The organism is Bacillus sp. P14.5 (assembly GCF_003316765.1).
Classification (GTDB): domain Bacteria; phylum Bacillota; class Bacilli; order Bacillales; family Bacillaceae_B; genus Rossellomorea.
On record NZ_NIJF01000116.1, the window covers coordinates 140,089 to 165,719 of the forward strand.

Consider the following 25,631-nt stretch of genomic DNA (forward strand, 5'->3'; position numbering starts at 1 on the left):
TTTAGTTATTCACCTCACTTCTAATATCAATATAGTGCTTTATTAGTACGGAGAATCTTCTTGAAATTCGTGTGTTCAATTGGTGCATAAGTTGTAAGAATGTCTCATACCCTTCCCTCTCGAAATATCTAAAAGGGTCTTCCTGGCCAAATGCTTGCAGATGAACTCCTTCTTTTATTTTTTCCATATTCTCAATATGTTCAACCCAGACTTGGTCAAGTATAGTGAGGGCTATAGATTTCATCTGTTCATTAATTTCTTGAATTGATGGATGGTTTTTAATGATTGAAAATGCCTCGGTTTTAATTGCCTCTATTTTTTCTAGCAGGGCAGTATATTCTATATTCTTAAAGTTTTCTAGTTTTAGGTCCAGAAATGAGAACTGAAGGGAAAGTTCCTCTAATAGACCAACAGTATTCCACTGTTCGTGAATTTGTTCTTGTGGACAATAATTGTCAACAATAGTAGATATGTTGGATTCTATTGCTTCTTTAATAATATAAAAAATGTCATCATTAGCAAGCAGGCGGTTTCGTTGAGAATAAATAGCACGGCGCTGCTGGTCAATAATATTGTCGAACCGGACCAAACTTGAACGCGATGAGAAGTGACTGCTTTCCACTGTCAGTTGAACTTTATCCAAGAACTTAATTGGATTAGGCTGAAGAATTACTCCGGTAGAGTCTGTCTTAACTTTTTTCTTCCACTTTTCTACATCTTCAGCATCATAATAGGTAATAATTCTGTCATCCAATGAGAGGATGAACTGAGTTGTACCGGGATCGCCTTGTCTGCCAGCTCTTCCCCGAAGCTGGTTATCTATTCTTCTGCTTTCGTGACGGTCTGTTCCAATAATATGCAGACCTCCAAGGTCACGAACTTCTTGGTCAATACCAATGTCTGTGCCGCGTCCTGCCATATTAGTAGCAATAGTTATCTTGCCTTTTTGACCAGCCTTGGCAATGATTTCTGCTTCCTGTTCTTCTGTCTTTGCATTCAGTAATTCAAAGGGTATATCTTTCTTGGCGAATTCATCGGCAATTTGTTCAGATTGCTCTATAGAAGTTGTTCCTATTAATACTGGTCTCCCCGAATTGTTCATTTGAATAATCTCTGCCATTATTTTCTTTAATTTAGAAGGGAGGTCTTTATAGATTAAATCAGGTAAATCCTGGCGGATAGCTGGTTTGTTTGTTGGCACTTCAATTACGTTCATTCCATAGGTTTCGAAGAATTCCTTTTTCTCTGTTGAAGCGGTTCCTGTCATGCCGGATACCAATTTATAAAGTTTGAAATAATTTTGTACTGTTATAGATGCCATTGTGTGATTCTCATCTTGAATAGCCAGTCCTTCTTTAGCTTCTATTGCTTGCTGAAGGCCGTCACTGTAGCTCCGCCCTTCCATAACTCTTCCTGTAAAGGGATCTACCAGCAAAGCTTGCCCATTTCTGACGATATAGTCCACATCCCGCTTCATAATTACATGTGCACGCAGCGATTGCATAATGAAATGAAGGAGGATTTGGTGTTCGGCATCATATAAATTGGAAATCCCAAATGCATTCTCAACCTTGGTGGCACCATCGCCTGTAAGATAAATTTGTTTCGATTCAGGATAATATTCATAATCAGCCTCTTCAATAAATGAACGGACTACGATGGATGTAATAGTATATAATTCCGCAGAATGATTGGACTTATTCGCTATGATGAGCGGTGTTCTTGCTTCATCGATTAAAATACTGTCGATTTCATCAATAATAGCGAAGAATAAAGGTCGTTGAACCTTGTGTTTTTCTTCAGTGACCATATTGTCTCTGAGGTAGTCGAAACCAAACTCATTAGCCGTCCCGTATGTTATATCTTTGTTGTATGCTTCCTTTTTTAAGTCAGCAGACAGTCCAGAAATATTAATACCTACACTCAAACCGAGAAATTCGTGGATTTTTCCGATAGTTTCAAAATCACGCTTCGCCAAATATTCATTCGCCGTAATGACATGCACCCCTTTTCCGTAAAGAGCGTGAAGAAAGCTTGGAAGTGCAGCCACAATTGTTTTTCCTTCCCCTGTTTGCATTTCGGCGATGTTTCCTTCTGACAGGGCAAGGCCGCCAAGTATTTGAACGTCATAGTGCCGTAAACCGAGGATTCTATCGGAGGCCTCTCTCACCAAGGCAAAAGCATCAAAAATGATATCATTTATTGATGTTCCGTCTAAAATACGCTTCTTTAGAGATGAAGCTTCACTTTGTAATTGTTCGTCTGTCATTTCTGTATAGGATGATTCAAGATTATTGACTTTGTAAAGATCTTTTTTTAATCTTTTCAACTCTTTGAATGAACCGTCACCTAAGTAATTTTTGATGTTTTTTAACATATGTTTAATCACCTGAATTCCCTTAATTTCTGGTTAAATTATACCATATTAAGATGGGCTATTCTGCGATTTATTACAAAAAATGCTAAAAAACTATTGAATGGCTCCCTTGGGAACTCCTGGGTGTTTACTAGCGGTATTTAAAAGGTATGTAATGTAGTAAATGCGACATTTTAGATTAAAATGAAACCTTTTCCAACTAATTTCGTCTATAATTAGGGGAAGGGGGCTGTAGAAATAAAGAACTTGTTTAATGTAAAAACTTTCTTCGTGTAAATAAAGATAATAATTTGTAATATAAAAGTGATTGAATTCTTTTTAAAATATGATACGATTACAATGGTTTTAACAAGCACTAAAAAATATGAGAAAACCTAGGTGATGCTAGTGGATATAATTAAATTCTTACTGCCTTTCGTCATAGCCATGGCAACATCATTAATCATTACACCATTAGTGATAAAGTTTGCTGTCAGGATCGGTGCGACAGATAAGCCGAATGAACGTAAAGTACATCAAAATATCATGCCGCGAATGGGTGGCTTAGCTATTTTCATCGGTGTAATAGCAGGCTACTTTGCTGGCGGATTATATAATGAAAAAATAACTGGAATTATTCTCGGTGCGGTTTTAATAATGGCTGTCGGGTTATTAGATGACAAATATGAGTTATCAGCTAAATACAAACTTGCTGGTCAGTTTCTTGCTGCAGGTGCAGTAGTAGGCAGTGGATTAACGATAGACTTAATCACCATTCCTTTTATAGGAACATTTGAGTTGGGAAATTGGTCGTTTTTTGTAACATTTTTTTGGATTATCGCTATTACGAATGCTATTAATTTGATTGATGGTCTGGATGGCCTGTCGGCAGGGATTTCTTCAATTGTAATTGGAACAATTGCCTTTATGGCCGGACTTGCGGGTAAACCGTTAATTCTTATGCTTTCCTTGATTTTATTAGGTAGTGCATTAGGATTCCTTTACCATAACTTCTTTCCGGCAAAGATATTCATGGGAGATACCGGTGCTTTATTTTTAGGGTACTCCATTTCAATACTTTCTTTACTGGGACTGTATAAAAGTGTAACCTTATTTAGTTTTATTATTCCTATTATTATTTTAGGAGTGCCTGTTTTTGATACAACATATGCAATTATACGGAGAATTGCCAATAAAAAGCCAATATCGGCCCCGGATAAATCGCATTTGCATCACAGGCTTTTGGCGTTAGGGTTATCACACCGAAGTACGGTTTTGGTCATATATGCATTTGGTTTATTATTCAGTATAAGCGCAATCACATTGGAAGCTTCCACAATGTGGGGAAGTATACTCATTGTATTTGGGCTGCTCCTTATTACCGAAATTATAGCAGAAACCATTGGATTGGTTCATGACAGATACAAACCCGTCATTAAACTGTACAGGAAAGTGACAGGGAAACAATAAAATACTGCCGTTTGTGGTTTCCACAAGCGGCTTTTTTAAGAAAATGTATGCGAAAGTTGTCACAAGGTGGTATAGGTTTTAACATAATTATATATGTTAAAATATAGAATGTTGTCTGATTTTGAAATTAATGGAGGAATTTACATGAAAGTCCCTATGCTTGATCTTACCGAACAATATAGCGAGTTAAGAGAAGAAGTTCTTAAAACATTAGATGAAGTAATGTCCAGTTCTCGCTTCATCTTAGGAGATAATGTGAAAAAATTAGAAGAGGACGTAGCAGAATATAGTAACGTGGCTCATGGAATTGGATGCGGGAATGGAAGTGACGCTATTCATATTGCCCTCCAAGCAGCTGGAGTAGGTCCTGGGGATGAAGTCATCACAACTCCATTTACCTTCTTCGCAACAGGCGGAGCGATCGCCAGAGCTAATGCCACACCAGTTTATGTGGATATCGATCCTGTAACGTTCAATATTGATCCCGAAGCGATTGAAAAGGCAATCACAGAAAAAACAAAGGCAATTATACCTGTTCATCTTTATGGTCAAATGGCAGATATGACACGTATTGCTGAAATCGCTGAAAAATACAACCTTTTTGTTATTGAAGATGCAGCCCAGGCAATTGGTGCAAAGCACAATAATAAAAGTGTAGGTGAATTAGGAACAGCTGCAACTTACAGCTTCTTCCCGACTAAGAACCTGGGTGCTTATGGTGATGGTGGTATGGTTGTAACAAACAACGATGAAATCGCTGAAAAAAGCCGAGTGATTCGTGTGCATGGAAGTAAGCCGAAATATTATCACCATGTATTAGGTTATAATAGCCGCTTAGATGAACTTCAGGCTGCAGTACTTAATGTGAAGTTCCCTCACTTGGATAATTGGGGCAAGCTCAGAAGAGAAAAGGCTGACACTTACACTAACCTGCTCAAAGAAATGGCAGGGGAAAATGTGGTTACACCTGTAGAAGTAGAAGGTAATTACCATGTTTTTCATCAGTATACAATTCGAGTGGATAAACGTGATGAACTTCAGGCTTATCTTAAAGAGCAGGGAGTAGCAAGTATGATCTATTATCCTCTGCCTTTGCATGTTCAGCCTGTATTTAAAGACTTAGGCTACAAAGAAGGTGACTTTCCTGTTGCCGAAAAGGCAGCTAAGGAAGCTTTATCCCTTCCAATGTTCCCTGAATTAAAAGAAGAACAGCAAGTTTATGTAGTTAAGAAAATAGCTGAATTCTTCAATAATTAAAACGACACCAGAAGCGTCGCCTAGGCAATAGGGGCGTTTCTGTTTATTGTGAACATTATAACCAAAAGGTTGGTGTGATTTTTGGAAGAGAATAGAAAACAGTTCACCTTGTATGAATACTTACTTTTTTCTGGAGAAAAAACTTTTTTTAATACTTATACCCTTAATTGCTTTAGTACTTGGGATTGCAGCCTCTTATCTTATCCCCCAAAAAGCTGAATATGTTGGGCAGGCAACTGTTTATACAGGATCAGTACATTTAGATGTGTTAAATGATGAAGATATGATCAGTAAAAGGTATGGTCCAGTTGATGACATTTATGTTCCTGACAGTAATTTCATAAAGTTAACAGTGAATGAGGATACTACCGCTAAAGCGGAAAAAAAGTTACAAGCGTCCATTTCTAAGTTAGAGAGTGATCTCATGGACCAATATGAAATGCAGCTAACTGAAACAAGAAACGTGATAGAACGAACGGAAAATCACTTAGATAGACTGGAAGCTGCTCAGGATAACTACTTAAACAGAATAATGAATAACACTTTAACGGTTGAGGATAGTGTATCTTACGCCGAATTGTTAAGGAAAAATGAAATTGATTTTTCAGATGAAGAAAATATAACTTTCGCAAGTCTTTTTATTCAATTAGACGTGGATATTGCCTTAGCGAAGGCTAAAATTGACAGAGTCGAAAACGATCTCACTTTCTTTGAAAAGCCTGAAGTAAGTGATATAAATATATCTGAAACAGACAAACATACCTTAGAATATGCAATCGCAGGGTTTATTTTTGGCTTGTTTTTCACAATATTAGCTTTAATTTTATGGAAATATATATTGGATGCAAGGAGGGCTTTAAAAATTGATTAATTTTGCCGTTGTGGGAGTAGGACATATTGCCAAAAAACATATAGAGGCGATTAATAATATAGAGGGCGCACGTTTGGTTGCAGTATGTGATACAAACGAAGAAAGACTGAATGCCCCGGAGTACGAAGAGTACAAAAAGTATACTGACTTGAAAGAAATGTTAAGTGAGAATGAAGATATTCAGGTTGTTAATATCTGCGTGCCTTCCGGTTTGCATGCTCCATTAACTAAGATTGTCACTTCCTTTAAGAGGCATGTCATTGTTGAAAAACCTATGGTTTTGAAACTGGAAGATGGAGACTCAATGATACAGGATGCGGAGGAGAATGGCGTTAAGCTGGCTGTAGTCCATCCAAATCGTTTCAGACCAGCTATCCAAGCATTGAAGGAAGCTGTTGATACAAACAAATTTGGCGTATTAAGTCATGCTAATGCAACGGTTCGCTGGAATCGTAATCAGGCATATTACGATCAGGCTCCTTGGAGAGGGACAAAGGAATTTGATGGCGGAGTGCTTATGAATCAGGCTATTCATGACCTTGACTTATTGTTATGGCTAATGGGACCTGTGAAAAGTGTTCAGGCAATGGCGGCGACTAGGTTGAGAAAGATTGAAACAGAAGATGTAGCTGTTGCCACTGTAATGTTTGAGTCAGGAGCGTTAGGGGTAATAGAAGCAGCCACAACTATATATCCTAGTAATTTAGAAGAATCGCTTGCTATTTTTGGTGAAACAGGATCGGCAAAAGTTGGCGGGAAAACAGCCAACCTGATTAAGCATTGGGACTTTGAGACGGTATCTGATGAAGAAGTTCAGTCCTTATCGGAGCAAATTGAGAAAGACCCGTTTGGCACACCTGGCCATCAATGTATAATCGAAGATATGGTGAGTGCTATCAATGAAGGCCGCTCTCCAATCGTCTCAGGAAAAGATGGAATGGCGCCAGTTAAACTAATACACGCAATTTTAGAATCAGCTGAAACTGGAAAGAGAATTGACTTATAAAGGAGTTAGACAGATGAACCATTATGAAAATTTATTAAACAAAATAGAGAAAAAAGAAGCGGTAATCGGTGTAGTTGGACTTGGATATGTAGGATTGCCTCTAGCAGTAGAAAAAGCTAAAGCGGGTTATAAAGTAATTGGATTTGATGTTCAACAGTCAAGAGTAGACGAAGTCAACAAAGGCATCAACTACATTGGTGATGTAGTTGATGAAGATTTAGCCGATATGGTTAAATCAGAACGTTTGGTTGCCACAACCGATTATGCGCAAATTGCCGAAGTGGATGCTGTAGCAATTTGTGTGCCTACTCCTTTGGATATATACCAACAACCAGATACTTCTTATGTGAAAAGCTCTTCTTCGGAAATTGCTAAGTATGCTAAGCAAGGTACGTTGGTTGTTCTTGAATCCACAACATATCCTGGAACAACTGAAGAAATAGTGATGCCTACCCTAGAAGCAAAAGGTTATAAGACGGGCGAAGATATCTTTATTGCTTATTCTCCAGAACGTGTTGATCCGGGTAACAAGCAGTTTAAAACAAAAAATACTCCTAAGGTAGTTGGAGGTATCACTGAAAAGTGTACTTCTGTAGCAGCCAGCTTATACAAGAATGTCCTTGAAGGTGATGTTTATGAAGTTTCCAGCCCGGCCGTAGCTGAAATGGAAAAGATTTTTGAAAATACGTTCCGTCATATTAATATTGCCTTATCCAATGAAATGGCTATTCTGTGTGAAAAAATGGGCATAGATGTCTGGGAAGTTATTGATGCTGCTAAAACAAAGCCATACGGTTTCATGGCGTTCTATCCTGGACCAGGATTAGGTGGACATTGTATCCCAATCGATCCGTTTTATCTGACTTGGAAGGCTAGAGAGTATAATTACCATACCAGGTTAATTGAGTTGGCTGGAGAGATAAACAACACAATGCCTGAATATGTTATCAACAGAACAATGCAGATTTTAAATGAGGATGGTAAGGCTTTACGAGGAGCTAAGGTCACTGTTCTTGGAGTGGCTTATAAAAAAGATATCGATGACGTACGTGAATCCCCAGTACTTAAAATCATTGAGCAATTAGAAGCTCAAGGTGCAAACTATAAAGTTGTAGACCCATACGTATCTTCATTTAAAGCTGCAGGAAAAACAATCGAGACAATTGAGGCAAACAGGGAGCTGCTGAATGACTCTGATATTGTTCTTTTGACCACTGATCACTCAGACTTTAACTATGAAATGATTGCTCAAGAAAGCAAGGTTATCTTCGACACAAGAAATGCATTGAAAGATGTAGAGAAACCTAACAAATATATTAAATTGTAATGGGAGAGAGTGTAATGAATTTTGTTCATGATAGTGTAAAGCTTGATGAATCGGTTACTATAGGACATTTTTCAGTTATTGAAGAAGGTGTCCAAGTTGGAAAGAATGTTCATATCGGAAACAGAGTTACAATTCACAAGGATACAGTGATAGGAGAAAATACAGTTATCTCTGATGGTGCAGTTGTAGGAAAACCACCTAAGCCGGCAAAGACTAGTACAGTTAAGCTTCAAGAGAATATACCTGCCCTGACAATAGGGGAGGAGTGTACTATAGGAGCGAATGCTGTCTTGTATCGTGGAGCCAGTATTGGTAATTTTACTCTGGTTGCAGATTTGGCAAGTGTGAGAGAAAATGTTGAAATTGCAGACTATGTAATCGTTGGACGTGGAGTAACGGTCGAAAATCATGTTAAGATCGGAAGCAGAACAAAAATTCAATCCAATTCTTATATTACAGCTTATACTACGCTTGAAGAGCAAGTATTTATTGCACCGTGTGTAACTACTACAAATGATAACTTAATGGGAAGAACAGAAGAGCGCTTTGACAAAATCAAAGGAGCCACTATAAAGAGGGGTGCCCGGGTTGGCGGCGCATCGATTATTCTTCCTGGCATTACAGTTGAAGAAGAAACCTTTATTGCAGCCGGTGCGCTGGTTACAAAGAACACAGAGCCAAAGAGTTTAATTAAAGGGGTACCGGCAAAATATGCCCGTATGGTCGACGAGAGAGAGTTGTTATAATTGTTAAAGCATTTAAAGCGTTTAGGGGCGGATTCGCTCCTTTACGCTTTTATGAATGTAGGGACTAAGATAATTGCTTTTATCATGCTTCCTATCTATACAAGATTTTTATCAGACCCCGCACAATATGGAGTATTGGATTATATTGATCGAATTACTTCTATGTTGACGTTTCTAATTATATTCGGGACAGACTCTGCTCTTGCTTATTATTATTTTGAAGCAAAAGACAAAAAGTTGAAAGATTATTATGTTAGAACTGTTATGATGTTTCGCCTAGGATTGGTCGCACTTATCGCTCTCGTTATTTTTATAGGAGGAGACTGGTTATCAGAACTCTTACTTGAAGAGGAGGGGAAGACATACCTGCTGCTGATTGCGATGGGCACCTTGTTTTTTGATACAATTTTAACGTTAGTGTTAACGGTATTGAGATATGACTTCTATACAAAACGTGTAGTGTTCTTTACAGTTCTTAAGATGCTTTTGATAGCTTTAGTTTCTTACTTAATATTAGTTACAGTATGGCCGACGGTTACGGGAATTCTTGCAGCACGTATATTAAGTGTAGCCTTTGTTGCTATCTTATTATCCAAATATGTATTCAAATACATTCGGCCTTATTATGATAAAAATATGCTGATTGAAGTTCTAAAATATGCAGCACCGTTAGTTCCAGCTTCATTGGCTTTCTGGATAATTGTAAATGCTAATACTATGTTCCTTAAAGAATTTACATCTTTTGAAGAAGTAGGTATCTATGGGACTGCTATTAAATTTGCAACAATCATAACCTTGGTTACCAGTGGTGTGCAGCTGGCTTGGAGACCCTTTTCTATGTCTTTAAAGGATAAGGAAGATAATGCTCATATATTCTCTAAGATTTATATGGCAATATTGCTGGTCGGAACTTTAGGAATCATGGTTGTAGCTACTATTATGCCATGGGTGATTAAAGTTTTGGACTCAAACTATTGGGAAGCGTATAAGTACGTGGCACTTATATCAGCAACCACCTTCCTTAACTTTTACTATATGATCATCTCGATCGGCGTATTTTTTACAAAGAAAACCAAGTATATATCCTATGCTTTTGGTATGGCAGCAATAGTTAACGTTATTATGAATGTTATTTTGATTCCTGTATTTTCCATTTGGGGTGCTGTGGCAGCCTATTTACTATCTTATATAGTAGCGATCGTTTATATATTCATTAAGAGTCAAACACTCTTTTACGTACCTGTCTCAGGATGGAAAATGTCCATTCAATTCATCTGGGTAATCATATCTGTAATTGGAATAGTTTATATACAAGAGCAAGTAGCTATTTCAGATATGAACATCCTATATGTTTGGGTATTCTATCTTATAGGCTTGTTTGTGGTAGGAATTCATAAGGACCTCTTATCAAAAGGCTCCAAAAAAGGTGTGAATTAAGATGAATATCCGTGTTGAGGTTAAAAATGATCATTTAATAAAATCTACAGCTACCAATAGAGGTAATGTCTATTTTGCTGGATATGTTTATTATAAGAATTCATTATATGATGAGAAGAATATTAGAGACTTAATTCAGCAAACCGAAAACGAGGAATTTCAAAAAATCTTACTCGATTTAAGAGGAGAATTTGTACTGGTAATACACAATGAGGATGAATTTTTGGGGGCTGTAGACCGCAAACGCAGTATTCCGCTCTATTATTACAAAGAAAATAATGGATGGGTAGTTACTGATAAGATTTCAAGCCAAGGCAATGATAAACTTACTGGGACAGCTGTAACAGAATTCATCATTACAGGGTTTACAACGAATGATAAAACACTGTACGAAGGTGTAAAACAGGTGGAAGCAGGCTGTTATATCACGGAAGGAACCACTTCCCTTGAAATGCATCGATACTATTCTTTTTATCATGCTCCTCTCCCAGATGATATTGAGTTGCTTAGTCAAGAACTCGAATCGGTATTATTAGATGTGTTTCGCGATTTAAGTGAACGTACCAAAAACAAAACAATCGTCCTGCCTTTAAGTGGAGGATATGACTCCAGAATCATCGCATTGCTACTAAAGAAGTTCGGCAATGACAACATAATTGCTTTTACATATGGCAAAAGACAAAATAAAGAAGCTGGAGTTAGTGAGGAAATTGCCAAGACTCTAAATATACCGTGGGAATTTTACGAGTATAAAAAGGAGGATTGGTATTCCTGGTACCAATCGGACAAATGGAATGAATATGTTGAGTTTGCAGTCAATGGAAGTAATTTGGCGCACTTACAAGATTGGCCAGCGGTTACTCAGCTTGTACAAAAGCATTCAGAAGAACTTGTCTTTATTCCAGGTCACTCAGGCGACTTTATTGCTGGGAGCCATTTGCCTTTTGAAATCACAGAAGACCGTGAGTTTTCTATCGACGAGGTCATCTCCTTTATTCTAAATAAACATTACAAACTATGGGATATTGGTACTATTCCTGAAAATGGTCCTGACCTTGTCGAAGAAATAAAAGAATCCATTCAACATCTTCCCTATAAGAGTAACGAAGAGGCAAGTGCCTTATTCGAATATTGGGATTGGAAAGAGAGACAAGCCAAATTTATCATCAATTCACTTAGGGTGTACGAGTTTTATCAGGAGAGTTGGGAAATCCCATTATGGGACGACCGGATAATGGAGTTTTTCAAAAAGGTGCCTGTTTCCCTTAGATTCAATAAATATCTATATGACTACACTTTACACAGAATGTATCCGAGCTTCTTCGCTAAGCCTAAAAAGCTTTATGGAAGAGATGCCTCTCTTTCCAAAAAATATGGAAAGCTTTACGGGATGGGAAAAAAAGTTTATCAAAAAAAGAAGCTTTGGCAACAATATTATAAAGATCCCATGGAATGGTATGGCATTTTTCCTGATTATAAGAGTTATCTGTTAGCTTTGCGGTTTAGAATCGACGGGCTAACTTATAAAAATCCCTATAATATCAATTCTTTCTTGGTGAAAGATTTTATTCTGAAAAACAGGAGGGTTACACCTAAATGAAAATCATTACAATTATTGGAGCAAGACCTCAATTTATAAAAGCGGCCCCGGTATCAAGAGTCTTGAGAGAGCAAGTGCAAGAACTTATTATTCATACTGGTCAGCATTATGATGCAAACATGTCCGATATTTTCTTTGATGAACTTAATATTCCTAAGCCGGATTATCAACTTGGTATTGGCTCTGGTTCACATGGAAAGCAAACTGGTGACATGCTTGCAGGAATTGAAGAAATCCTTTTAAAAGAACTCCCGGATTACGTATTGGTTTATGGAGATACAAATTCAACATTGGCAGGTTCTTTGGCTGCGTCTAAATTGCATATACCGATTATACACATTGAAGCTGGGTTAAGAAGTTTTAATAAGAAGATGCCTGAAGAAGTAAATAGAATATTAACCGATCATATCTCAGAGTACTTGTTCTGCCCTACCGATACAGCAGTACGAAATTTAGAGAATGAAAATATAACCAAGAATGTCTTCAATATAGGAGACGTCATGTATGATGCGGTTCTTTATAACCAAGAGCTTGCAAAAGAGAAGTCCACTATTATTCAAGATCATGAACTTTCTGATAACCAATACCACTTGATTACCATTCATCGCGCTGAGAATACTGATGATCCTGAAAGAATTAAAAACATTTTAGAAGCCTTAAATGAGATTGACACATTAAAAGTTTGGCCTATTCATCCCCGGACTAAAAATGTTCTGAGCAACATGGGATATGATTTAGAAAAAATACACAATCTTAAAGTGATTGATCCTGTTGGTTATCTGGATATGTTGACCTTGGAAGCACATTCAAAAAAATCATTACTGACTCAGGCGGGGTTCAAAAAGAAGCCTACTTTATGAAAGTCCCTTGTATAACGGTTCGCGATCAAACGGAATGGGTGGAAACTCTGCAATTTGACGCTAATATTCTTACAGGTACAGATAAAGAGAAGATTCTTGATGCTGTAGCTAAAGAAAGTACTCCGGAATATTTAAATGTATTTGGTGATGGTCATGCAGCTGAGAAAATTTTTAACATAATCAATAAATAAAGAGGGTGCTTATAAGTGCTCGAACTGTCAATATTTATCGTAGTATTAACGGCTTCTGTGCTGCTATTCCGTAAGGTGGCAGGAAGCCTTTCTCCACTAAAACCCAATTTAATATCAATAATATTTTATTATTCGTTACTGATTTCCAGTTTCATTGGAAGTGTTCTAATTGCTCTGGATATTGATCACTACTATATGATTAATAGATTGGATCATGAAAAATACAGACTAATTGGGTTTTTGTGTGTTTCTTTTGTAATGCTGTTTTTACCTTTAACAATGTTAATGGTAAATAAGTTATTAGGATTTGATTCCAAGCGGGAATTTAACGAATACTTAAAAAAGCCTATTCACTATTTATCGAGCACAAAGCGCGATGTGTTTTTTTGGTTGTTTTTTATTTTATCAAGTATCTCAATTTTGTCTGTTGTATATACATTACTAATGACAGAAACAATCCCGCTATTTGAATTGCTTAAAGGGAATTCTGCAGATTTAGCTATGTTAAGAATTGAAGCTTCCAGAAGCTTTAATGGGTATGTATATGTAAGGAATATATTCGCTATAGCTTTAACACCCATTTTATCTCTTATTGCCTATATAGTCAGTTATCAACAGAAAACTCTGCGTTGGAAACTTTTGTTCCTAATACTATTCAGCTTATCTATATTAATTAGTATTTATGACTTGGCAAAGTCACCCGTGTTTTTCTATATCATAATGTTTATTCTGATCAGATTATATATTGGAAGCTTGAAGTTAAATTGGAAAAGGATAAGTGTTTATCTGATAATGGGAGGCACTGTCCTAATAGGGATGTACGTATCTATTCAGGGAGTCAGCAATATCAGTGAGTATTTGTCTTATTCTTCTGGTCCGATTGGAAGAATCATTCTTGCTCAAATTTCCCCAGCTTTTCTCCATTTAAACCTGTTTAATGAATCTATCCCTTTTCTGCAAGGGCAAAGTCTGCCTTCCATTCTAATAAGCTGGTTGGATATTGAGAATGTCCGCTCTGCACGACTGGTAATGGAAAATACCTTCCCTAATAAAGTCGATGACGGAACAGCCGGGGTATTAAACACCTTATTTATTGGAGAAGCTTACGCCAACTTTGGATATTTAGGGATTTTGTTTGGAACGTTGTATTTAGGGGTGCTCATACAAATTGTTTATATTTGTTTTTTACGCCTGCCAAAGAATCCGGTATTTATTGGTTTGTTCGTATACTTTACTGTAAATATTCCCAGAACTTTAGTTGGAGGGTTTGCAGACTTTCTATTCAATCCAATATGGGTCTTTATTACCTTCGTATTAATAGGTTTGTTAGTTGCTGAAAGATTACTACATGATATACCATATCTCCGGAAAAAGTTTAAGCTTTATAAATAGTAAGGGGAATCTATATGAAATCTGTCCTTTTATACTACCCTTTCACAATGGTAGAAAATGCGAATAGCGGTTCTAAGCTCCGTCCCATTGAAATGTATAGAGCATTTTTGAGGTGGGGGCAGCGAAATAACATTAACATTGTCCTTATTTCCGGTAATTCTGAGGAGAGGACGGCTCGCTTTGCTGAATTAAAAAATGAGGGAGCGTTTGACAATCTCCTTTTTTGTTATATGGAGAATCAAACCATCCCTCTATGGTTAACTGATCAAAACCATATTCCTAAGAAACCTTTTATTGATCGACAAATTCTCTCATTGTTAAAAGCAAAAAGCATCCCAGTAGGAGTATTTTATAGGGATGTCTACTGGAAATTTGATGATTTATATCCGTTGAAAGGTATAAAGAAATCTATAATGCAGTCTATTTATAGAGCCGAGGAAAAGTTCTATGAGAAATTTTGTGATGTGATTTACCTGCCCAGTGATGCTATGGGAAAGTATGTTAACATAAATACCAAGAAGGCAGCATTGCCGCCAGGGGGTAAAGAACAAGAGTTAACTAAGAAGGAGATATCCCTCCCAATTAAAGGGTTATACGTTGGAGGCATAAATAATGAGGCTTATGGGTTACCTTTGCTGCTCAAGGCCTTAAATAAAATCAATGAAGATGAGGCAAGATTATCGCTTACAATTGTCTGCAGAAAAGATGAACTTGAGAAAGTTTCGCCTGACACTTTAAAGGATATTTCACAATTAAATGTAAATGTTCTGCATGTGAGCGGTTCAGAGTTGGATGAAGTCTATAAGAATTCTGATATTGCTTTCATTCCAAGAGAAAAAACCACCTATAATGATTTTTCAGTTCCTGTTAAACTGGTTGAATATTTATCCAATGGTCTACCTGTAGTCGCTACAAATTGCGAAGCTCAACAAGAGTTTATCGAATCAGGGCCCTATGGGGTAATTGGTGAAGCGAATGTAGAAAGCTTTATTCAAGCAATTGAGAAAATCAGTGATAAAGTAGCCATGTATAAAGACAGGATAGAAGAAAGCTTTTTAGAAAATCATTCTTGGGATGCACGAGTTGAAAAGGTACAAAAAACATTATTAAAGGAGAAAATATGAAAGTCATCTTATTAGCTCCAAGTAAGTCTATTCACACCCATAAATGGGCAAAATTCTATCAAGATAAAGGAATACAAGTAAAGGTGGCTACATTTTCAGATCATTTTTCGAAGGAGAATGCAAGTCAAGTTGACACTTTTACTCTTCCGAAGCATCTCCCTGCGAAAATGTCATACTTTTCCTCTGTCTTTGCTTTAAAAAAATTAATTAAAGACTTCCAACCTGATATTGTACACGCACACTATGTATCCAGCTACGGAGTACTGGGTGCACTCGCCAACTTTCATCCTTATTATGTTTCAGTTTGGGGAAGAGATGTATTTCAATTTCCTCAACAAGGACAGGTGAACAAAAAGTTAGTACAATTTGCATTAAAGAAGGCAGATGTCGTATGTTCAACTAGTAAGGTTATGGCAGAAGAAACAAATCTTTACACCGATAAAAAAATACATGTGACTCCTTTTGGTGTCAATGTGGAGTATTTCAACCCAGAAAAAAATTCAATTACCCCTGGCAAGAAGAAGGTTATAGGTACGGTAAAGGCTTTAGAAGATAAATATGGAATAGGAGATCTCGTACAAGCCTTCGCTAAGGTACACAAAAAACATCCTGATACAGAGCTGTTAATTGTAGGTGATGGACGCCAGCGAAAAGAATATGAGGACCTTACAATCAGCTTGGGCATTGCAAATGTAACAACCTTTACAGGAAAGGTGCCTAATGAGGAAGTTCCTGCTTACATCAAAAAAATGACAGTCTTTGCTGTTCCATCTACTGAAAACAGCGAAAGTTTCGGAGTAGCGGCGGTTGAAGCGATGGCATGTGCAGTTCCTGTTGTAGTTTCAAATGTAGGGGGGCTACCCGAAGTTGTTGTAGATGGGGTCACTGGGATTGTGGTACCTAAAGAAAATCCTGAGAAACTAGCTGAAGCATTTAACCAGCTTATTGATGATCCTCACCGTGCTGCCGAAATGGGCCGAAAAGGGGTTGCACATGTAATGGAAAATTACAACTGGGTCGATAATGCAAATTATATGCTGTCTCTATACAAGAAAACATTAGAGGGAGGAGTATGACTATGATAAAAAAAGCTGTAATACCAGCAGCGGGGTTGGGAACGCGCTTTCTGCCTGCAACTAAAGCGCAGCCAAAAGAAATGCTGCCTATAGTAGATAAGCCTACTATCCAATATATAATTGAAGAAGCAGTTAAATCGGGTATAGAAGATATTATTATCGTCACAGGAAGAAACAAGCGGGCAATTGAAGACCACTTTGATAAGTCTGTGGAGCTTGAAATGCTCCTCGAACGTACTGGAAAACATGAAATGCTTGAGATAGTAGAATCTATTTCTAATTTAGTCGATATCCATTATGTTAGACAGAAAGAGCCTTTAGGACTTGGACATGCTGTACTATGTGCCAAGAAGTTTATTGGTAATGAGCCTTTTGCTGTATTACTGGGAGACGATATTATAGACAATGAGGTCCCGGGTTTAAAACAGATGATGGATCAATACAATAAAGTTCAATCAAGTATCCTTGGGGTTAACGAGGTACCAAGATCTGAAGTAGACAAATACGGTATTGTTTCTTATAAGGAACAACAGGGTGAACTTTACAAAGTGGATAGTTTAGTTGAAAAACCGGCTATTGAGGATGCACCGTCTACACAAGCAATTGTGGGAAGATACATTCTTTCTCCAACCATATTTGAAACTCTGGAAACGGTAAAACCTGATAAAAAAGGAGAAATTCAACTAACTGAAGCGATTGACAAATTGTTGGATAAAGAAGATATCTACTCTTACATTTTGCAAGGAAACCGCTATGATGTAGGAGATAAATTCGGATTTTTACAAGCCTCGATAGATTTCGCCCTTAAACGTGAAGATTTAAGTGAAAAATTGAAAGCCTATCTAAAAAACATCGAGAAATAGTGAGGGTTAATTAATGAGAGTAATATATTTATGCCAACATTTCCCTCCTGAAACCGGAGCCCCGCAAATAAGGGTGTTTGAAGTGAGCAAAGAGCTCTTGAATAAGGGACATCAAATTGAAGTAATTACGGCGTTTCCCCATCATCCTCATGGCGTGATTCCGCCTGAGTATAGTGGGAAATTTTATATGTTCGAAGAATGGAAAGGGGTACCAGTACACCGTACCTGGATTTATCCTTCTGCGAAGGGTTCATTTTGGAAACGGTTAGCTTCATATTTTTCATTTACCTTCAGTTCTTTCTATGGCTTGATGAAGGCAAAGCCTACTGATATAATTATTTGTAATTCTCCCCCGCTATTCCTTGGAATTACAGGATATCTCGGTGCAAAGTTAAAAGGTGCTAAATTCGTATTTAATGTTGCGGATATTTGGCCGGAATCAGCAGTAGAGCTGGGTATTTTGAAGAACAAAACCTTTATAAAATTGGCTGAGATGCTTGAAAAATTCTTATATAAAAAATCATGGAAGATAGCAGCTGCTACTGAAGGTATCAGTGAATATATAATTAATAAAGGTAAGTCAGCTAAGGATGTTTTCTTGTTACCCAATGGAGTGAATACCGATTTCTTTAAACCTGAAGCTCCAGATGAAGACTTATTGAAGAAATTAAATCTGCAAGGAAAAACAGTTATTACTTATGGAGGAAATTTAGGGTATGCCCAAGGATTAGATTCCATTTTAAAAACTGCAGCAATTTTGCAGGATGATTATCCTGATGTCCATTTTTTATTTGTAGGAGATGGACCAGAAAGGGAGTCCCTTCTAGCACTTAAAGAAGAGTTAAACCTCTCAAACGTTACTTTTTATGGTTCTGTTCCTTTAGAAGCAATGCCGCAAATTTTTTCAATTTCCGATTTTAGCATTGTTTCTCTGCGAAATATTAATTTGTTTAAGGGAGCTAGACCATCAAAGATCTTTCCTGCTCTTTCGACAGGTACACCAGTAATCTATTGTGGAGTTGGTGAATCAGCCCGAATCCTTGAAGAGAAAAACTGCGGCAGAATTGCTCCGCCGGAAGATCCTGAAGGTATCGCGCGTGTTATAAAGGAATTAGAAAACCTGACGAAAACAGAATATGAAGAAATGGTTGCGACTGGAAGAGAACTGGCTATAAATGAGTACTCCTGGAACCGAATTGTGGATGATCTATTATTTAATATAGAGCAAAAAAATAAGCACAGGTGCACCTGTGCTTATTTTTTGTTCTATATATTTTATTTAGAAACAGTTGTACCTTTAAAATAATGAGTGATGATTTGTTCAGCAGTCCAGCCCTTTTCGGCAAAGCCATTCGCTCCATATTGACTCATACCTATACGGTGCCCCCAGCCTTTACCATTAAGAGTAATGTTGCTCACTCCATTAACAGTAGGATAAGCTTGTATTCCTGAAGGCATTTGAACTTCCACTTCCTTAGAAGAGACAGTTGTAATACCCGAAGCTGTTTGAACTGATTGTCCATTCATCTCATTCATAGTGACACTTCCGTTTGGCGTCTGCACACTGAATGAATTTGATTGTTTAGTCAACTTTACATCAAACCAGTTGGAATAAAGCATATTGTAGTAGCTGGAATTAGGAATAGGGAACAGCTTCCTTATCACTGATTCATTTCCCTCAATAGTCTTAGATCCATCTGTTGTTTCAATCGTCACCCCTCTTACTTCACCATTCTGACCTGGTTTGTTCAAGGACATATTTAGTAGGGAGGTGGTGGTAGGGTTAAAGCCAAACTGAGTCAACACCTGTTGTGGCGAAAAATCTACTGACCAATTACTATATATGGAATCCTCATACGGGTCATTTACAGATACAAGATAAGGGAAAGAAGCTTGATTTGAATTCCAGACATCTCCTACATTTGCCGTTTGACCGCCGCTAGTTGAAAAGAAGAATGTTTGAATAACCTTTCCATTATATCGAACGACCAAACCATCTGTCTCTTGGATAGCAGCATTTGATCTCGAATTTTCACTGGAATATCCTCTGTAAACCTGACTGGAGGCAGTATCTGAAAGAGTCATAGAATTAGCTGCATAACTTCTTGCAGCAATTGCTTGTGCCTTTAATGCTTCTTTATGCCAGGATGAGGGCATTTCATTTGGCACAACACCTTTAAGATAGTTTTCCAAATCTAAAGTGTTCACAATTTGAATATTAGTTCCTTTTGGAGTTATTTTATAGCTTCCTCTATAGGTTCTCCCATTGCTCAATTTCCCTAAGTTAAGTGTGTTATTAATAGCCTCTTGAAATGAAGTATCCTTTGCAGACACCCATCCATTACCACTATCTGAAGAAACGTTATACCACACCTCTCCTAAAAAATTTGTAAATGTTCCCAAATAAGGAGCTGCTTCACCAGAATTTAATTGCTTTATTACATCATATGATACAGTTGCTCCTTTTCTCAGGGGAGCAGATTGATTAAAGATAACCATTTTCGGCAAGGAATTCAATTCAAGGAGTTGAAAGCCCTTATTGGACACTATTGTACTACCCGCAAATTGGACAGAGATCCCATTGCTTGCCTTCTTAAATGTAAGAGCTGTTTTTGTTGGCAAGTAGCTGATACTGTTTGTATCTAAATTAATTAATTGAAATGTTCCTTGGGTGGTGATGCTGCCCGAGGAGGAGTTAACTACTGCTACATTCGTAGGTTTATTATATTTAATAGATTGCATGGCTTTGAGTCCATTAGGATTAAAAAGGGAAACTACAAGAAATCCTATTAGAAATAGCGTTAATTTCTTCATATTATCTCACCTCAGCCAAGCTGCTAATAATCCACCCGCGGTCTCCATTCGATGTTTCTACATTATACCAAGTTTCACCAAGGCTGTTTTTGAAAGATTGAATATACTTTAAAGTGGTGCCGCCAGAAAGAGTTGTTTTGATAGAATAGCTTGTTGTTGCTCCCGCTCTCAGGTGTACATCACTTTTAGTTACTACTTGTGTTGGTACTGTATTCGTTGGCTTGGTAGTTGAAGTATCGCCAGAAAATACCCAGCCTTTTAATGTACTCGATAGCTCGACTCTATACCATACTCCTATGCTGGTTGTATGCTTATCTATAACTTTCAGCGCAGAGCCGAAAGGCTTTGTAGCTATCACTCTGTATTGACGTGTTGCACCTGAATGAATGGTAACATTATTGTTAGTTGTATACACTGCAGAAGGCAATGACGGAGTTGTATCCCCTGGTCCAGTACTTCCATCTGCAATTTGGTCTTTTAATTGGTTAATTTGAGATTGCTGTGACTGCACGGTTTGTTCTAATTGACTTATTCTGCTATTGATTGGAGAGAGTTGTGACTTTACCCAATCCACACTTGCTAAAAGTACATTAGAATCGGCAGATGTGGAGGCAGGTGCTGTCATCCCAATCCCTGATGCTAGTCCTATAGTAATAGCTATGGCGGCGATAGATTTTTTCGATTTAAACATTCATTCCACTCCTCTTTGATTTTTAAGGGTGATAAAATATCACCCTTTGAATTAATAGTTGAAGTATTCTTCTAGTCCTTTTCTGATTCCCAAAGCTGCCTGACGTCTGAAATTCTCGGTCTTTAACTTAGCCTCTTCATTAGGATTTGATAGGAAAGCAAGCTCTACTAGTATACTCGGAAGCTCGTTCTCTCTATTTACATAAAACAGCTGCTCTTTTACTCCTCGGTTAGCTGTTCCTATATGAGAAACCATATTATTTTGAACAGCTTTCCCTAATAAATAACTTTTTGGACCATTGAAATTTACTGATTTATTATAAAAAGTAGTTGATCCAGCTGAATTTCTAGTGTAGGAATCTCCATGGATGCTGATAAAAGCATCATAATCAGAATTATTTGAAATATCCGTTCTTTCATGCAGTTCCAAGAATGTATCATTACTTCTTGTCAGTTTTACAATAGCACCGGCTCTTTCAAGTTCTTCTTTTAAATAAAGAGCAGTATATAAATTGACTTCTTTTTCATATAGACCTGTGACACCTATAGCACCACTGTCACGTCCCCCATGGCCAGCATCAATGATAATTTTCTTACCTGCTAAACCTTTAGGCACGACTTTAATTGAAAGTTTTTCATTATAATCCCTAAGAGTGTAAGAATAGCCTGAAGCAAACGTAACAACCATGGCTTTTTTACCATCTGAAAGGGTTTGAGAAGAAATAGAGGAAACCCCTTTCGGATAACTTGTCGGAAGAACCAAGTCAGTTAACCCGCCAAAAATTCTGATTGAATTATTTGACAGAGTAGAATAAGCTAGGTTAAATTCTGATGGTTTCTGCCATGTTATATAAGTATCTTTTCCAACATTGGATATAGAGGGTTTAGTTAAGCTTTGTATAGAGATATTAGAAATTTGTGCTTTATTTACCCATCCTCTTATACCATCTGGTGTTTCGACGTTTAACCACTCATTCAATTCTCTTAAAACGAGCAAGGTTTCGTTAAGTTCCAGGTGTTCTGCTATGGAATAATTTCCATTTGCACCTTTTCTTAATACTGCTTTTTGAAGTGCGTAGACCTTGGAATAATCAGTTTTCACTTCATATTCAGGTACCCACCCCTTCGTACCATCTTGCAACTGAACATTTATCCATTTTTCATTTGAGGAGTTTACATGTTCAGCCAATAGGGTAACTCTATCACTATAGGATAAAATTCGTTTAACAGGGTATTGGTATGTAGCACCTGAACGAACGATCCCTCTTTGAGTTCTTATATTGATAGTAGTGTTTAATTTAATTGATGAGGCAGCTACGACAGACTCGTGCACCCAAATAAGTTTTCCATTATACAAAGCATTATACCAAGTCTCACCATTGCTTTCTCTTTGTTCTTTTACTGCTGTAAGTTGTGTACCCTTAGTCGCTTGGGTTACCACGAGACTGTTTAAAGAGGGCTGGCTCCTTAAATTAGCAACGTCTACATTAATATAGAGTGATTTATTTATAGAAGTGCTCTCGCTTAAAAAATCAACATTGATCCAGCCGGAAACCTTTTCCGAAACCTGTACACGAACCCATGTTTCATCAAAACTATTTTTAAAACTGCTTAATACTTTGATTTTTTGATTAGCATTGAGCTTTTCGACAATTTTGTAACTTGTTGTTGCCCCACTATGAACATTGACTCCATTGGTTTTAGCATACATATTTTCAGGTAGTACTAATTCCTTTTCCTCATCCGGTGTAGACTGTTCTGTAAAAGCAGAAGAATTGATCCAGCCTTTAACAGTTCCTAAATCAACTCTATGCCATAATTCTCCCTTAGCATTTGTAAAGGAATCTATCACGGTTAGTTCATCGGATTTCTTAGCGGTATACACTACTTCGTAAGAATTCGTTGCACCTTTATGTATGGATGCAGAATCTACAGTGATTTTCATAAGCTTAACTACTGGAGGTAATGGTGTCTCAACTTCTTCAAATGCTTCAGAACTAACCCAACCCTTAATAGTACCTAATTCAATCCTGTACCATAATTCTTTTTGACTATTAGTAAAGGAATCTATTATCACAGCCGTATCGCCAACCTCTACTGTTGCCACTTCGTCGTATGCTGCTGTAGCCCCTTTTTTAACGGAAGAAGCTTGCATTACAACCTTTTGAGTTTTCTCAGGAGCTTCTACAATTGGTTCTTTTGAAACTAACTCACTAAAAACCCAGCCTTTTTTTCCATCAAATTCAATTCGATACCAGACTTCATTGAGACTGTTTTCAAAGGAATCAATTATTTCAACAGTGCGGCCGTTACCTAGTTTATCTACTATAGGATAAGAGGTGCTAGCTCCTTTTCGTATATTTACATTGTCAGTATTAATGGTAGAGTTTGAGCCTGTAAGACTTTCTGATTCAGTGCTGAAACTAGGGATCCAGCCTTTAACTTCTCCTAAGTCTATTCTGTACCATTTTTCACCCTTGGCATTCGTGAATTCATCAATGACTATGAGTTCTGTTCCTTTGTCTAAGTGCTTCACAACTGGATATTGTGCAGTAGCGCCTTTCCGAACCTCTACATTATCTTTTGTAGATACTTCATCGGCGTTGGCAACCAATGGAAACAAGAATGCTGTCGAAAGCACTGAAGAAGCTATTATTCTTTTCACTATTTACCTCCAAATAATCTTTGTAATTAACTATTACATTTTATCGAAATATGTCAATTATTACAATCAGTTCTAGAAAGTTATTGTAAAAGAAAATTTTTCCATCTTAAATTTAGGTAAAAAAAGAAAAGGAAGACCTTTTCTAGGAAGATAATGTTTCATTAAGTTGGTAGGAGGTTTCGTCTATTGATTCCATATCCGGAATATAATAATATGACCCATTTATATAATCATCATAGCCTTCCAGTTTTAATTGTTTAATTTCCGCTTCTTTAATTTGGGTATATAACTTTACAAAACTCAGAAATTTAGAAGGGGGGATATTCGTCTTAACATTATCTCCGATATCTTCCAATATTTCATCCGTTTTAGTTATAGAAGTAAATGAAGTTCCTTTATCCGTAATGGCTTTAATAACTTGTTGCTGCCTTTCATTTCTCCCAAGATCACCATTAGGATCTTGTTTTCTCATTCTTACATAAGCTAGAGCTTCATTTCCATTAAGCAATTCTGTTCCTTCATAGAACGTCTTCCATTTTAGACTTCCCGTCAATTGAGCTTCAAAGGTAAATGGTATATCTATAGTTATACCTCCTAATGAATCTACAATATCTTCAAAACCTTGAAAATTCGTAGTCACATAGTAATCAATAGGAACATCAATAAAATGATTAACAGCTTCTACAGTAGGTTCTACTCCCCCATACCCATAGGAATGGGCTATTTTAGTATCTATTCCAGCTTCCGGAATATAAGTCAAAGTATCTCTTGGAATACTAAGCATTTTTATATCCTTGTTAGCGGGATTTACTGTTAGTAGTAAAAGCACATCAGAGCGTCCTAACCCGCCTTCCTGATTTTCAATTCCTACCAATAGTATAGAGAATGGTTCCTTTGTTACTTCAACATCTTCCAATGCTCTTTTACTGAGATTAGAAGAGTTTATTTCTTGATATATTTTATCAGTGGTATTTTTAGTATCCCTATAAAGGTTGAACCCGAAAATTGTTAATCCTAAAGTTCCTGTCATTATAAATAAAAGTAATAAGCTCCCAATCACTCGTCTTCTTCTTTTACGTTTAATATTTTTATGATTTATACGAGAATCGTGCAAAATTATCCCTACTTTAATGTAATTTCTTTTATCGATTCATTCTAATATAATTTAAACTTTTCGTAAACCGCCTAGAGAATGCTTACTCTATTGGCACATTTTTTATTTATTCGTTCTCCAAATACTCTAAATGACTCTCAGTGATGTATCCCTGCCCATTCGTCAACTCCGTCATCCACTCGACAAATTCCTCTTTCTTATCCTCTTCGACATAAGTCTCAATTTCGACAGTGTCGAGGTAGTGAATTTCTTTTAGCGGATATTTCGACGATCTTACTTCGTTTTCGACTTTTCCCAGCAGGGTATAATCGATTTTCGTCTTCATGACACGCATAAGGGTTCTTTCGACAATACCGACCGCGTTCAGGCCCTCTGAGACGGCTTTACCGTACGCTCTGATTAATCCGCCTGCTCCGAGCTTGATTCCGCCGAAATAGCGCGTGACGACCACGACGGTGTCCTTCAAATCGCGCTTCTTCAGAACTTCCAGCATGGGTACTCCAGCGGTACCGCTGGGTTCGCCGTCATCGTTGGCTTTTTGTATGAGGTTATGCTCTCCGATCATATAGGCAGAGCAGTTATGATTGGCATTCGAATGGTCTTTTTTTATGGTGTTGATGAATTCCTGGGCTTCTTCTTCTGATTCAGCCCTTTTGATTTGTGCGATGAAGCGGGAGCGCTCAATGTTGATTTCGTGCTGTCCGGCTTCTTTCACTGTCAGATATTTTTGAAGCAAAATCATTCTCCTCTCAAAAGGTTTATCTATGGTATA

The 25,631-nt window shown here is 37.3% G+C and carries 19 protein-coding genes and 1 pseudogene; 14 read left to right on the forward strand and 6 right to left on the reverse strand.

Annotated elements, in window-relative coordinates; genetic code table 11:
- Window position 1 precedes the first annotated feature (1 nt).
- On the reverse strand, window positions 2-2,377 hold the full coding sequence (secA2, locus tag B9Z54_RS23145; RefSeq protein ID WP_113930693.1) for an accessory Sec system translocase SecA2: 2,376 nt from the start codon (window positions 2,375-2,377) through the stop codon (window positions 2-4).
- 426 nt (window positions 2,378-2,803) lie between these two features.
- Between secA2 and B9Z54_RS23150 the strand changes: the two genes are divergently transcribed.
- The 14 genes and pseudogenes from B9Z54_RS23150 (at window position 2,804) to B9Z54_RS23215 (ending at window position 18,882) form a co-directional block, all read left to right on the forward strand.
- The gene (locus B9Z54_RS23150) at window positions 2,804-3,826 is read left to right on the forward strand and encodes a glycosyltransferase family 4 protein (protein WP_481747820.1); all 1,023 of its coding nucleotides are present in this window, start codon (window positions 2,804-2,806) and stop codon (window positions 3,824-3,826) included.
- Window positions 3,827-3,970: 144 nt separating this feature from the next.
- A complete protein-coding gene (locus B9Z54_RS23155) occupies window positions 3,971-5,083 on the forward strand; it encodes a DegT/DnrJ/EryC1/StrS family aminotransferase (RefSeq protein ID WP_113930694.1) in 1,113 nt (370 codons plus the stop codon).
- A gap of 112 nt (window positions 5,084-5,195) precedes the next feature.
- Window positions 5,196-5,954, forward strand: coding sequence for a hypothetical protein (locus B9Z54_RS23160; RefSeq protein WP_113930695.1), 759 nt, complete (start codon window positions 5,196-5,198; stop codon window positions 5,952-5,954).
- Window positions 5,947-6,960: a Gfo/Idh/MocA family protein gene (locus B9Z54_RS23165; RefSeq protein ID WP_113930696.1), complete on the forward strand. Its 1,014-nt coding sequence runs from the start codon at window positions 5,947-5,949 to the stop codon at window positions 6,958-6,960. The genes B9Z54_RS23160 and B9Z54_RS23165 overlap by 8 nt, the downstream gene beginning before the upstream one ends.
- Window positions 6,961-6,973: 13 nt before the next feature.
- Complete coding sequence (locus tag B9Z54_RS23170; protein WP_113930697.1) at window positions 6,974-8,287, forward strand: nucleotide sugar dehydrogenase; 1,314 nt, start codon at window positions 6,974-6,976, stop codon at window positions 8,285-8,287.
- A 14-nt stretch (window positions 8,288-8,301) separates the two neighbouring features.
- Window positions 8,302-9,033 carry an acyltransferase gene (locus B9Z54_RS23175; RefSeq protein WP_113930698.1) on the forward strand — a complete coding sequence of 244 codons (732 nt, stop codon included), beginning with the start codon at window positions 8,302-8,304 and terminating at the stop codon, window positions 9,031-9,033.
- Window positions 9,034-10,470: a lipopolysaccharide biosynthesis protein gene (locus tag B9Z54_RS23180; RefSeq protein ID WP_113930699.1), complete on the forward strand. Its 1,437-nt coding sequence runs from the start codon at window positions 9,034-9,036 to the stop codon at window positions 10,468-10,470.
- A gap of 1 nt (window position 10,471) precedes the next feature.
- Window positions 10,472-12,070 (forward strand): asparagine synthase family protein, encoded by a 1,599-nt coding sequence (locus B9Z54_RS23185; RefSeq protein WP_113930700.1) that lies wholly within the window; start codon window positions 10,472-10,474, stop codon window positions 12,068-12,070.
- Window positions 12,067-13,121 (forward strand): annotated as a pseudogene (wecB, locus tag B9Z54_RS23190) (non-hydrolyzing UDP-N-acetylglucosamine 2-epimerase). Before B9Z54_RS23185 ends, wecB begins: the two are co-directional and overlap by 4 nt.
- 15 nt (window positions 13,122-13,136) lie before the next feature.
- Entirely contained in the window at window positions 13,137-14,513 is a 1,377-nt protein-coding gene (locus B9Z54_RS23195) for an O-antigen polymerase (RefSeq protein WP_113930701.1), read from the forward strand.
- Window positions 14,514-14,527: 14 nt separating this feature from the next.
- Window positions 14,528-15,637 (forward strand): glycosyltransferase, encoded by a 1,110-nt coding sequence (locus B9Z54_RS23200; RefSeq protein WP_113930702.1) that lies wholly within the window; start codon window positions 14,528-14,530, stop codon window positions 15,635-15,637.
- Complete coding sequence (locus tag B9Z54_RS23205) at window positions 15,634-16,713, forward strand: glycosyltransferase (RefSeq protein ID WP_113930703.1); 1,080 nt, start codon at window positions 15,634-15,636, stop codon at window positions 16,711-16,713. Before B9Z54_RS23200 ends, B9Z54_RS23205 begins: the two co-directional genes overlap by 4 nt.
- Before the next feature lie 2 nt (window positions 16,714-16,715).
- The gene (galU, locus tag B9Z54_RS23210) at window positions 16,716-17,576 is read left to right on the forward strand and encodes a UTP--glucose-1-phosphate uridylyltransferase GalU (protein WP_113930704.1); all 861 of its coding nucleotides are present in this window, start codon (window positions 16,716-16,718) and stop codon (window positions 17,574-17,576) included.
- Window positions 17,577-17,589: 13 nt separating this feature from the next.
- Window positions 17,590-18,882 carry a glycosyltransferase family 4 protein gene (locus B9Z54_RS23215; RefSeq protein WP_113930705.1) on the forward strand — a complete coding sequence of 431 codons (1,293 nt, stop codon included), beginning with the start codon at window positions 17,590-17,592 and terminating at the stop codon, window positions 18,880-18,882.
- Here B9Z54_RS23215 and B9Z54_RS23220 read toward each other — a convergent pair.
- From B9Z54_RS23220 to B9Z54_RS23240, 5 genes are all read right to left on the reverse strand, one after another.
- Complete coding sequence (locus B9Z54_RS23220) at window positions 18,852-20,390, reverse strand: SpoIID/LytB domain-containing protein (RefSeq protein WP_113930706.1); 1,539 nt, start codon at window positions 20,388-20,390, stop codon at window positions 18,852-18,854. The two genes, B9Z54_RS23215 and B9Z54_RS23220, sit on opposite strands and share 31 nt — an antisense overlap.
- A gap of 1 nt (window position 20,391) precedes the next feature.
- Window positions 20,392-21,081 (reverse strand): SH3 domain-containing protein, encoded by a 690-nt coding sequence (locus B9Z54_RS23225; protein WP_113930707.1) that lies wholly within the window; start codon window positions 21,079-21,081, stop codon window positions 20,392-20,394.
- Between the two features lie 51 nt (window positions 21,082-21,132).
- Window positions 21,133-23,745 carry an N-acetylmuramoyl-L-alanine amidase family protein gene (locus B9Z54_RS23230; RefSeq protein ID WP_113930708.1) on the reverse strand — a complete coding sequence of 871 codons (2,613 nt, stop codon included), beginning with the start codon at window positions 23,743-23,745 and terminating at the stop codon, window positions 21,133-21,135.
- Window positions 23,746-23,887: 142 nt separating this feature from the next.
- A complete protein-coding gene (locus tag B9Z54_RS23235; protein ID WP_240190070.1) occupies window positions 23,888-24,775 on the reverse strand; it encodes an LCP family protein in 888 nt (295 codons plus the stop codon).
- A 190-nt stretch (window positions 24,776-24,965) separates the two neighbouring features.
- Window positions 24,966-25,595 carry a YigZ family protein gene (locus B9Z54_RS23240; RefSeq protein ID WP_113930709.1) on the reverse strand — a complete coding sequence of 210 codons (630 nt, stop codon included), beginning with the start codon at window positions 25,593-25,595 and terminating at the stop codon, window positions 24,966-24,968.
- Between the last annotated feature and the right edge of the window lie 36 nt (window positions 25,596-25,631).

What these genes read in the sequence shown, in the direction of transcription:
- secA2 (WP_113930693.1), bottom strand. Translation starts at nt 2,377, where the DNA reads ATGTTAAAAAACATCAAAAATTACTTAGGTGACGGTTCATTCAAAGAG.
- B9Z54_RS23220 (WP_113930706.1), bottom strand. Translation starts at nt 20,390, where the DNA reads ATGAAGAAATTAACGCTATTTCTAATAGGATTTCTTGTAGTTTCCCTT.
- B9Z54_RS23200 (WP_113930702.1), top strand. Translation starts at nt 14,528, where the DNA reads ATGAAATCTGTCCTTTTATACTACCCTTTCACAATGGTAGAAAATGCG.
- galU (WP_113930704.1), top strand. Translation starts at nt 16,716, where the DNA reads ATGATAAAAAAAGCTGTAATACCAGCAGCGGGGTTGGGAACGCGCTTT.
- B9Z54_RS23185 (WP_113930700.1), top strand. Translation starts at nt 10,472, where the DNA reads ATGAATATCCGTGTTGAGGTTAAAAATGATCATTTAATAAAATCTACA.
- B9Z54_RS23160 (WP_113930695.1), top strand. Translation starts at nt 5,196, where the DNA reads ATGAATACTTACTTTTTTCTGGAGAAAAAACTTTTTTTAATACTTATA.
- B9Z54_RS23235 (WP_240190070.1), bottom strand. Translation starts at nt 24,775, where the DNA reads ATGACAGGAACTTTAGGATTAACAATTTTCGGGTTCAACCTTTATAGG.
- B9Z54_RS23215 (WP_113930705.1), top strand. Translation starts at nt 17,590, where the DNA reads ATGAGAGTAATATATTTATGCCAACATTTCCCTCCTGAAACCGGAGCC.
- B9Z54_RS23175 (WP_113930698.1), top strand. Translation starts at nt 8,302, where the DNA reads ATGAATTTTGTTCATGATAGTGTAAAGCTTGATGAATCGGTTACTATA.
- B9Z54_RS23170 (WP_113930697.1), top strand. Translation starts at nt 6,974, where the DNA reads ATGAACCATTATGAAAATTTATTAAACAAAATAGAGAAAAAAGAAGCG.
- B9Z54_RS23225 (WP_113930707.1), bottom strand. Translation starts at nt 21,081, where the DNA reads ATGTTTAAATCGAAAAAATCTATCGCCGCCATAGCTATTACTATAGGA.
- B9Z54_RS23155 (WP_113930694.1), top strand. Translation starts at nt 3,971, where the DNA reads ATGAAAGTCCCTATGCTTGATCTTACCGAACAATATAGCGAGTTAAGA.
- B9Z54_RS23150 (WP_481747820.1), top strand. Translation starts at nt 2,804, where the DNA reads ATGGCAACATCATTAATCATTACACCATTAGTGATAAAGTTTGCTGTC.
- B9Z54_RS23205 (WP_113930703.1), top strand. Translation starts at nt 15,634, where the DNA reads ATGAAAGTCATCTTATTAGCTCCAAGTAAGTCTATTCACACCCATAAA.